The organism is Pseudoalteromonas sp. MelDa3, from assembly GCF_002863625.1.
GTDB classification, from domain to species: Bacteria; Pseudomonadota; Gammaproteobacteria; order Enterobacterales; family Alteromonadaceae; genus Pseudoalteromonas; species Pseudoalteromonas arctica.
On record NZ_PJBR01000239.1, the window covers coordinates 1 to 10,300 of the forward strand.

General features: G+C 38.9%; 12 protein-coding genes and 1 pseudogene. 10 read left to right on the forward strand and 3 right to left on the reverse strand.

What is annotated here, in order from left to right:
* Together CXF89_RS20055 and CXF89_RS20060 are read right to left on the reverse strand one after the other, a co-directional pair.
* Positions 1-213: pseudogene (locus CXF89_RS20055) on the reverse strand (EF-hand domain-containing protein); the annotation flags it as partial.
* 226 nt (positions 214-439) lie between these two features.
* Positions 440-871: a hypothetical protein gene (locus CXF89_RS20060; RefSeq protein ID WP_007582577.1), complete on the reverse strand. Its 432-nt coding sequence runs from the start codon at positions 869-871 to the stop codon at positions 440-442.
* A 240-nt stretch (positions 872-1,111) separates the two neighbouring features.
* Between CXF89_RS20060 and xthA the strand changes: the two genes are divergently transcribed.
* Genes xthA through CXF89_RS20075 form a run of 3 tightly spaced genes read left to right on the forward strand, consistent with a single transcriptional unit; the run spans position 1,112 to position 3,383 of the window.
* The gene (gene xthA, locus CXF89_RS20065) at positions 1,112-1,918 is read left to right on the forward strand and encodes an exodeoxyribonuclease III (protein WP_121955574.1); all 807 of its coding nucleotides are present in this window, start codon (positions 1,112-1,114) and stop codon (positions 1,916-1,918) included.
* Positions 1,919-1,923: 5 nt separating this feature from the next.
* Positions 1,924-2,571 (forward strand): energy-coupling factor ABC transporter permease, encoded by a 648-nt coding sequence (locus CXF89_RS20070; protein WP_121955575.1) that lies wholly within the window; start codon positions 1,924-1,926, stop codon positions 2,569-2,571.
* The gene (locus CXF89_RS20075) at positions 2,568-3,383 is read left to right on the forward strand and encodes a putative RNA methyltransferase (RefSeq protein WP_007582571.1); all 816 of its coding nucleotides are present in this window, start codon (positions 2,568-2,570) and stop codon (positions 3,381-3,383) included. Before CXF89_RS20070 ends, CXF89_RS20075 begins: the two co-directional genes overlap by 4 nt.
* On the opposite strand, the gene yfbV is transcribed toward CXF89_RS20075, so the two are convergent.
* Positions 3,380-3,826: a terminus macrodomain insulation protein YfbV gene (gene yfbV, locus CXF89_RS20080; RefSeq protein ID WP_007582569.1), complete on the reverse strand. Its 447-nt coding sequence runs from the start codon at positions 3,824-3,826 to the stop codon at positions 3,380-3,382. The genes CXF89_RS20075 and yfbV overlap by 4 nt on opposite strands.
* 284 nt (positions 3,827-4,110) lie before the next feature.
* Between yfbV and CXF89_RS20085 the strand changes: the two genes are divergently transcribed.
* The 7 genes from CXF89_RS20085 to CXF89_RS20115 form a co-directional block, all read left to right on the forward strand.
* Positions 4,111-5,325, forward strand: coding sequence for an acetate kinase (locus CXF89_RS20085; RefSeq protein WP_121955576.1), 1,215 nt, complete (start codon positions 4,111-4,113; stop codon positions 5,323-5,325).
* Between the two features lies 1 nt (position 5,326).
* Positions 5,327-7,486 (forward strand): phosphate acetyltransferase, encoded by a 2,160-nt coding sequence (gene pta, locus CXF89_RS20090; RefSeq protein ID WP_010554245.1) that lies wholly within the window; start codon positions 5,327-5,329, stop codon positions 7,484-7,486.
* A 226-nt stretch (positions 7,487-7,712) separates the two neighbouring features.
* On the forward strand, positions 7,713-8,099 hold the full coding sequence (locus tag CXF89_RS20095) for an ACT domain-containing protein (protein WP_024592533.1): 387 nt from the start codon (positions 7,713-7,715) through the stop codon (positions 8,097-8,099).
* A 3-nt stretch (positions 8,100-8,102) separates the two neighbouring features.
* Positions 8,103-8,600, forward strand: coding sequence for a PTS glucose transporter subunit IIA (locus CXF89_RS20100; protein WP_121955577.1), 498 nt, complete (start codon positions 8,103-8,105; stop codon positions 8,598-8,600).
* Between the two features lie 4 nt (positions 8,601-8,604).
* Positions 8,605-8,949, forward strand: coding sequence for an ArsC family reductase (locus tag CXF89_RS20105; protein WP_024592532.1), 345 nt, complete (start codon positions 8,605-8,607; stop codon positions 8,947-8,949).
* Positions 8,949-10,079, forward strand: coding sequence for a succinyl-diaminopimelate desuccinylase (gene dapE, locus CXF89_RS20110; RefSeq protein WP_121955578.1), 1,131 nt, complete (start codon positions 8,949-8,951; stop codon positions 10,077-10,079). Before CXF89_RS20105 ends, dapE begins: the two co-directional genes overlap by 1 nt.
* Positions 10,079-10,300 (forward strand): D-alanyl-D-alanine carboxypeptidase family protein (locus tag CXF89_RS20115; protein ID WP_145990857.1); only part of this gene is annotated, 222 nt, incomplete at its 3' end. The genes dapE and CXF89_RS20115, both read left to right, overlap by 1 nt.

A 10,300-nucleotide genomic window follows, 5' to 3' on the forward strand; every position in this document is an offset into this window, starting at 1 on the left:
TTTGCGGCTAATTTCGTTATCCATATTGGTATCAATATTTGAAAAATGGCCCCAAATGCTATCGTCATCAGCTTCAACTTTTGAGATGTAGCCATCGCTATCATTATCTAAACTTGCAAAGTCACTATCTATTCTTTCAAGACCTTGATTAGATGAACAAGCCGCTAGGCTTAATGATGCTAAAATAGTGGCTGCTAATGTTAACTTTTTCATAAGACGTATCCTTCGTAATTAATTAAATGTCACTTTAACTAATACAAATCTAATGCCAATAATAGTTAACTTATAATAATCAATAACTTAATCTCATTCGGTATATTTATTAAGCAGTTTCAATAAGTTAAGCTTGCAAGCTTTGCAAACTACCTTGTAATTTTTGCAAAAAAATACCCGGTAAAAACCAGGTATTTCAATTTTACTTATATAGTTAAGCTAACAATTAGATTGCTGCGTTTTGGTAGCGCTTAACAAACTCAGTAACGTTTTGACCATTACATTTTAATGAGTTCAGGTTACCAATTTTTTGACGAACAGGTGCTAAACCTTGTTTTAAAGCCGTCATACATAGTTGAGTTTCTTGTTGAGCGTCTTTTGCAAATACTTCTACTTTCTCAACTGATGCGTTGCTTAATGTCGTTTTTTTAGCAATATCACGAATATCTTCGCCATTACATAAAATGCTTTTAGAAAAACGAGATAGGTAAACACCGTGCTGGGCAGCTTCTTTACGAGCAACGCTAAAGCCTTCGTTTGCACTTAGTACGCATAACTTAGACTCAATTTTGTTATCTTGGCTAAAGTAAGTATTGCTTTGTGCTGACGCAGTTGCAGATGCTAGTAAAGCAGTGGCTAAAAGTAGTTGTGTTTTCATGAGAGATCCTATTTGAACGAGCTAAACAAGTGAATTTCGCGCATTATATATTCAATAAAGTTAAGTTCAATTGAATTTTTTATTTATTTAAATAATTAATATTGTATTCACAATGTTTAAACTTCACCCATCATTTGATCAACATTTACGCAGCTATTATCTCAATTCAGTCATGTTATGTACGCGTATTTACTGATACAATTTAAGCTATTAAATAGAACCAATTTTAAGGTAAATTTTATGAAAGTGATTTCTTTCAATATCAATGGTCTGCGTGCTCGTCTTCACCAATTACAAGCAATTATCGACAAACATCAACCAGACGTTATTGGCTTGCAAGAGATTAAAGTTCACGACGAAGCATTCCCATTAGAAGATGTACAAAAAATGGGATATCACGTCTACTTTCATGGTCAAAAAGCGCATTATGGCGTAGCTATGTTATGCAAAAAAGAGCCTAAATCGGTCTTAAAAGGTTTTGTCACCGATACAGATGAATCGCAAAAACGCATGATAAGCGTCACTGTTGAACAAAAAAACGGTCGCGATCTTACTGTCATGAATGGCTATTTCCCACAAGGTGATAATATTAATCACGAAACTAAATTCCCTTATAAACGTCAATTTTATAAAGATTTAATGACACACCTTGAAACCAATCACACACCCGATCAAGATGTAATTGTCATGGGGGATATCAACATATCACCCACCGATTTAGATATTGGTATTGGCGACGTAAATGCTAAACGTTGGTTAAAAACAGGTAAATGTTCTTTTCAACCAGTAGAGCGTGAATGGCTTGCAACATTACTTAATTGGGGTTTTAAAGACACCTTTAGAGAGCAAAACCCCGACACAGACGATCAATACTCGTGGTTTGACTATCGCTCTAAAGGGTTTGTAGATAATCGAGGACTTCGTATAGATGTCGTGCTTGCAACCAATGAGCTTGCAGCACGCTGCATAGATACAGGTATTGATTACGAACTTCGCGGTATTGAAAAACCGTCAGATCATGCCCCTATATGGTCAACATTTAAGTAATTATTATGCTCAGCCTAACAATGCAGGGGCTACTTTGGGCTCTTGTAATTATTATTCCTCTATTAAGCTTTGATAAAAAAACATATAAAACATTGCTTAATACGTCAGTCCGTCAAACTGGCGTACTTGCGTGTGCGTTAGTGTTTGCAGTGCTTTGGCGAATAAAGGCTGGCATTTTAACTGGCCTTGATTTACACATACTAGGTGTTACGGCTGCTACATTAATTTTAGGCTGGCGGTTGACTATTTTAAGTAGCCTACTTGCCACAGCCCTACTCGCTGCCTTTGGTCAAATTGAACTTGAGCTGTTACCAGTACAACTGCTTATTGGTGCGTTTATTCCTATTTTATTGAGCTATCTTGGCTTTATAATTAGTTACCAATATTTACCTCGTCATTTTTTTGTTTATATATTTGTTTGTGCGTTTATAACCGCAGGATTTATAGCCTGTATAAAAATAGGCCTAGGTGCTTTATTTTACTTAGCTATAGGGCAATACAATTGGCAAGAACTTGCAGATAACTACGTTTATTTAAGTGCCATAATTTGGTTTCCTGAAGCAATGCTCAACGGCATGGCTATAACAATTATGATCACCTATCGCCCGCATTGGGTAAAAACTTTTTACGATAAGGACTACCTAGGCTCATGAGTCTTGAATATCAATGCCCGCTGTGTAACCTAGCACTTTTGAAAACTGATTCCACACTTCGTTGTGCTAACAACCACAGCTTTGATTTTGCAAAAGAAGGCTATGTTAATTTACTGCCTGTGCAACAGAAAAATTCAAAACAACCCGGTGATTCACTTGAAATGGTACAAGCCAGACGTGCATTTTTAGAGCGTGGGTATTATCGTTTTTTACAGCAAAGCCTTAGTGATATAATCAGTAATATAAGTGCGAATACTATTATTGATTTAGGATGCGGTGAAGGGTTTTATACCCAAGCAATCGCGAATAAAACAAATGCTGTTGTATACGGTGTCGATATTTCAAAATCAGCGGTTAAATATGCAGCAAAGCGCTACCCTAATTGCCATTTTAGTGTGGCATCAATCAGCCAAGCCCCCTTTAAAAGCCAATTTGCTGATGTACTTGTTAGCGTATTTGCACCTTTGTTTGAGCAAGAGCTTGAACGCCTAGCAAATCAAAACGCAACATTAGTAGTTGCAAGCCCAGGTCCTTGTCATTTAAAAGAGCTAAAATCGTATATATATTCAGAAGTAAACGAACATACTGAAATAGCCACTCCAAAAGGGTTTCAAAAATCAGAGCAGATCCTTTTAACAGAGCATGTAGCGCTTAGCTTTACTGATATTAAAAACTTAATAATGATGACGCCATTTGCATGGAAATTTAGACCCGAGCACTGGACAGCACTCGAAGAAAAAGGTGAACACACTGTCACCTTATCGTTTTATATTACTCAGTTTACCAAAATAGATAATGATGTAACTCTCTAAAACTGCTCTTTAGTAAACGCCCTGTCCATTTTATCAAACATATCTTTAAGTAAATTGGCAAGCTCCATATAGCGGGGCTTGTTTTCACTTAACTGCGTTTGATATCCATTAGCTGCCATTTTAGTGTACAGCTCGTTATACCATTTTTGCATCGCAGGCTCTAAAGGCGTTTGCGCTCGCTTACCCAACCAAAATAAACCTTGTAATGGTAACGATATAAAAAATAATGCACTTGCAATGGCTTGCGGTAAAAAATCAGAACCCAAGTAATTTAGCTGAAAAAACAATGTTAGCATGGCTAAGATTGGCATTACTGTAATGGCAAGCTCAGTCGCTCTAATTACCCTAAACTCTAAAAACAAAGGCGCAAGCTCTTTGCGCATTGGCCATTTTTTACCATACAAACGGCCTGTTTGTAGTTGTGACATCACACTTTTTTGCATCATGACTCCTCACAGATACTGCTTTTAAATACAATGGAAAAACGAGCTATACGCAAAGTGTAACACAAAATGAAAGAGTTACACTTTCTCAGTAAAACAGCTTAAATTTACCTTTTAATGGCGAACAATCCTAACTTAAATATCTTAATTAAGGTAAAGTAATTAACATTGCGTTAACCACTTTGCAATTGAACATTCAATTGTTTTAGCTTTATTTAATACCGTAAGTGTAACGATTACGTATTAACGTTTACTTACTAAATTTGTTTATGGAAATTGAATCTATGCCAACAACCCCTCCTGAATCACAACACGTTTTAGTTTTAAATTGTGGTAGCTCTAGCTTAAAGTTTGCCATTATTGATGCGAGCGATGGTCACGAAATCATTTCAGGCCTTGCTGAACGCTTAGGCGACAAAGCGCCCTCTATTAAATACAAATTTAATGGTGCTAAAACAGTTATCGACTTAGCGGCTAATCAAGCACATGCTGAGGCTATAAATACGCTTGTAAGCTTAATAAAAGATCACAACTTAGACGATCAACTTATCGCAGTGGGCCATCGTGTTGTACATGGCGGCGAGCACTTTACGCGATCGGTATTGATTGACGAAAAAGTAATTGCAGGCATTACACAGTCTGCAACGCTTGCGCCGCTTCATGGGCACGCTAATTTACTAGGTATATCGTCGGCGCAGGCATCGTTTGAAGGTTTGCCACAAGTCGCGGTGTTTGATACTGCATTTCACCAAACTATGAATGAAGTTGCCTTTCTTTACGCTCTTCCATATAAGTTGTACACCGAGTTTGGTGTTAGGCGTTATGGTTTTCACGGCACAAGTCATTTTTATATTGCAGGGCAAACAGCAAAGTTACTTGAGCAACCTATCGAGCAAAGCAATTTTATTAGTGCCCACTTAGGTAACGGTTGTTCTGTATGCGCTATTAAAAATGGTAAGAGTGTTGATACCAGCATGGGACTAACGCCTCTAGAGGGGCTGATAATGGGCACACGTAGCGGCGATATTGACCCTGGTTTATTTAACTTTTTAACCACTCAACTTGATTACACAGCCCAGCAAATTGATAACCTACTAAATCAAAAAAGTGGCTTGTTAGGTATTAGCGAGCTTTCTAACGATTGCCGTACCATTGAAGAAGCCGCTTTGGCCGGGAATAAAAAAGCGATACTCGCAATTGAAATGTTTTGCTACCGACTTTCAAAACAAATCGCGGCGTATATGGTGCCATTACAGCGCCTTGATGCTGTTATATTTACTGGTGGTATTGGTGAAAACTCAGATATTATTCGTGAAAAAGTAATTACACAACTTGCCTTTTTAGGCATTAATTGTAATCCGCAAGCCAACCTCAATGCGCGCTTTGGTCAAGAAGGCGTTATTAGCTGTAAAAATTCACACGTCAAAGCAGTAGTAATGCCAACTAATGAAGAATGGGTTATTGCCCTTGATGCTGCAAATATTGTAAAGGAGCTTTAATATGGCACGTCGTATTATGTTAATTCCTGTTTCTACCGGTGTGGGTTTAACGTCGGTATCAGTTGGTTTAGTGCGTGCACTTGAACAAAAAACAGTTAAAGTTAACTTTTTTAAACCAATAGCTCAGCCACGTTCAGGTGAAACAGGCCCTGAAAAATCAACGCAAATAGTCACTCAAGGCTCACCTATTAACCCACCAATGCCTTTTGCACTTGATTATGCTGAGCAAATGATTGGCGACGGTAAAGGTGATGACCTACTAGAGGAAATTGTTGAACGCTTTGAAAGTAAAATAAACGACGACGAAGTCGCTATTATTGAAGGTATGGTACCTACTCGTCGCCAACCTTATGCTGGGCGTGTAAACCGCGAAATTGCGCAAACACTCGGCGCCGAAATTGTATTTGTACTTACCCCAGGTAATTACACCATTACTCAAATAGAAGACCGCCTTGAAATTGCAGCAGGTAACTATGGTGGTATCGATCACCCTCGCGTACTGGGCTGTATTTTTAATAAAGTAAATGCGCCACTTGATGAAGAAGGTCGTGCACGCGCCGATTTAGTCGATGCCTATAAACCTGAAGAGCTTGAAAACGAGTTAAATCGTTTAGCATCCCTACCTATTTTTAAAAAAAATCCGTTTATGTTACTTGGTGCAATCCCGTGGGATTTTGACTTAGTAGCGCCGCGCGTAAAAGACTTAAGCGCATACTTAAAAGCCACGATTATTAACGAAGGCGATATGCTTCATCGTCGTCTGCGCCGTATTACTTTTTGTGCTCGTACGGTTTCAAATATTTTAAATTATTTTACGCCAGGCGCTTTATTAGTAACACCGGGCGATCGCTCTGACATACTTGTTGCTGCGTGCTTATCTGCTATGAACGGCACTAAACTTGGCGCTATATTACTCACCGGTGGTTTTGAGCCAGAGCCACGTATTATGGCCTTGTGTGAGCAAGCCATGCAAACCGGTTTGCCAATACTCGCAACCGATGCAGACACGTGGCGTACATCATTACTACTGCATAACTTTAATATGGAAGTACCAAATGATGATGACCAACGTATTGAAAAAGTAAAAGATCACAACGCAGAGCATATCAATTCAAGCTGGCTAGATACTCTAGCTAAAAGTGTAGGTAAAACTCGTAAGTTATCACCACCCGCATTTCGTTACTTACTTACCACTAAAGCGCGTAAAGCAGGTAAAACTGTGGTTCTACCAGAAGGTAATGAACCTCGTACAATTAAAGCGGCTGCTATTTGTGGTCAACGCGGAATTGCTAAAACTATATTACTAGGCGATCGCGAAGAAATAATGCGTATTGCACAGCAGCAAGGTATTGAGCTAAACGAACATGTAAGTATTATCGAGCCAAAAAGTATTATTAATGATTATATTGCGCCTATGGTCGAAATTCGTAAAAGCAAAGGCCTAACTGCCGTAGTAGCACAAGAGCAACTACAAGATAACGTCGTACTCGGTACAATGATGCTTGAGCAAGGTAAAGTAGACGGTTTAGTATCGGGCGCAGTAAACACTACGGCAAATACAATTCGCCCACCACTGCAATTGATTAAAACAGCACCAGGGTCATCACTAGTATCATCTGTATTTTTTATGCTACTGCCTGACCAAGTATTAGTTTACGGTGACTGTGCGATTAACCCAGACCCTAATGCTGAACAACTTGCAGACATAGCGATTCAATCTGCCGACTCTGCAGCTGCATTTGGCATAGAGCCGCGTGTTGCCATGATCAGCTACAGCACGGGCACTTCTGGTACAGGTGCCGATGTTGAAAAAGTACGTGAAGCCACAAAAATAGCAAAACAAAAACGTCCTGATCTAATTATCGACGGCCCACTACAATACGATGCCGCTATAATGGAAAACGTAGCACTTAAAAAAGCACCTAACAGCCCTGTAGCCGGTAAAGCGACTGTATTTATATTCCCAGATTTAAATACGGGTAATACCACGTATAAAGCAGTACAACGTAGTGCCGACTTGATAAGTATTGGCCCTATGCTGCAAGGTATGCGTAAACCTGTAAACGATTTAAGCCGTGGTGCATTAGTTGATGATATTGTGTATACAATCGCCTTAACTGCCATTCAGGCAGCTCAAACAGAAGCGCTAATTACTCATTAAACGTAACGTGTGCTTTTTATAGCCTAGCTATTATTTATTTAATAATTAACTAGTTAGGTTATTTATACCCTGCAACCCCCATACTTATCCACAGAAATTGTGGGTAAGTTTTTACTCCCTTCTTTTATCTACTTATTTACTGCTGAGTTAGTCGTTGTTACACCTTTAATTTAAAGCCAATAATCTATACTATAAAGCTATCAATATTGCTGTTCGCAGGCTTTTAATGTCAAAACAAACATTACAATTACACAGCACCATTTTATCTATACACAGTTTAGATGTAGATGCCGACATACCTGCGGCACTTTTAAAGCAATCTTTGTTTTTTATTTCTAAAACCCATGATGAACTTTCAATTGTATGCCCAAGCGATTTTGAAGTAAAAAGCCTGGATACCGAACCCGACTGGCAAGCTTTAGAGGTTGTAGGTCCACTTGGCTTTTCGTTAACCGGAATTATGGCTAATATTTCAGGGGTATTAGCGCGCGCTAAAATTTCTATCTTTTCAATTTCAACCTACGATACTGATTATATTCTCATAAAAAAACACACTGCAGAAAATGCTATTTCCGCTTTAAAAAAAGAGGGTTATAACGTGGTGGGAAACTAACTTATGAAAGCTCAAAAAATTGACTATTTAGCTCAAAATAAAACGCCTCTTAATGCAATAAATATAACCAGCCCATTTACAGGTAAAGTAATTGCACTGAAAGAGCATCCAGAACCTTTTTTTCGTTTTGGCACTCTGGGCCCAGGTATTATGGTGCAACTAACAAGTCATAAAATTTTAGCACCGTTTGATGGAACTTTATTACAAGTAAAAAATGCAGGTACTGAGTTTATTCTACAAGCTAACAATGGTTTAAAAACCTTGATTAACTTAACTATTTTTGATTCGCAATCAATTACGCATACCCATATTGCGCAACTCAATGGTAGCAAAATATGCAAAGGTCAACGCCTTGCTTATTTTGATTTACGAGAACTTGATACTCCAATGCTTGCTAGTTTAATTTTACTAAACGGCCATAACCTTAGCACATTTCATTACTCGCATTCGCATGTAAATGCGGGTGAAGACACACTATTAACTATTATTAAGAAGAACTAGATTTATGATCACTCTATACGGCATTAGCAACTGCGATACGATAAAAAAAGCTAAAAAACATTTAACTGATAACAACATCGAATTTACGTTTCATGACTACCGCAAAGATGGCGTAAATGAGCAAATGGTGAGTGAATTTGCAGACAAGCTCGATTGGGAACAACTCGTTAATAAACGTGGAACAACTTATCGCGCATTAACTGATGAGCAAAAACAAAGCCTAACTAAAGAAAGTGCTATCCCATTGTTGGTTGAACAACCTGCCATGATCAAACGTCCAGTACTGGTAAACAATGGCAGTTACCATTTAGGTTTTAAAGCAGCCCAATACGACGAGATTTTTAAATAATGACTAATGACGTAATTCAACTCGCCCAAGCGCTAATCCAACGTGAATCGGTAACGCCCGAAGATGCTGGCTGCCAACAAATGATGAACGATCGCCTTGCTGCGGTTGGTTTTAATATAGAATCATTATTTTTTACCGACACACTTAATACTTGGGCTCGAAAAGGCACACAATCGCCGCACTTTTGTTTTGCTGGTCACACCGACGTTGTACCAACAGGCCCTGAAAAAAATTGGCAACACCCGCCGTTTTCAGGATTAATAAAAGACGGCCTACTGCACGGGCGTGGTGCTGCCGATATGAAAGGCTCATTAGCCGCAATGCTTGTAGCAACCGAACGTTTTGTTACTAAACATCCAGATCATAAAGGCTCGATTTCTTTTTTAATCACCTCTGACGAAGAAGGACCTTTTGTAAACGGGACCACTCGCGTAATTGATACGCTAGAGGCACGTGGTGAAAAAATTGATATGTGCCTAGTAGGCGAACCCTCATCACGAGATGTATTAGGCGATGTTGTTAAAAATGGCCGAAGAGGCTCACTTACCGCTTACCTAACGGTTAAAGGCGTACAAGGTCATGTTGCCTACCCACATTTAGCACAAAACCCAATTCATCTAGCAACGCCTGCACTTACTGAGCTTAGCCAAACGGTGTGGGATAACGGAAACGAATACTTCCCTGCTACCAGCTTTCAAATTTCGAATATTAATGGCGGTACAGGTGCTGGTAACGTGATCCCGGGTGATCTAGAAGTACAGTTTAACTTTAGATTTAGCACGCAAGTAACACATGAGCAATTACAACAGCGTGTAAATGACATTCTACAAAAGCATAACTTAAATTATGAATTAAGTTGGATAGTAAATGGCTTACCTTTTATTACCGAGCACGGGCCGCTTGTTGATGCCACTGTTACAGCTATTAAATCAGTAACCGGTTTAACCACGAATCTAGAAACTACCGGCGGCACATCTGACGGTCGCTTTATTGCACAAACAGGCGCTAAAGTAATTGAACTTGGCCCACGTAACGCCACTATTCATAAAGTAGATGAATGCGTAAGTACCGATGATTTAATAGCCCTTACCGACATTTACGAGCAAATACTAGAGCAACTTTTAACATAATGGATGTAACTAAACCAACACCAATAATGTGTATCACAGGGCAAAGTGATACACATTTAACTGATATACAAAATCATCGCTTGCACAGCGCTATTATCAGCGACTTTTTAGCGCTGCAAAGTGCAGCACAAAAAGCAGGATTTGAGCTTACTATTGCCTCAAGTTTTCGCGACTTTAATCGTCAATCAATTATTTGGAATAATAAGTTTTTAGGTATTCGA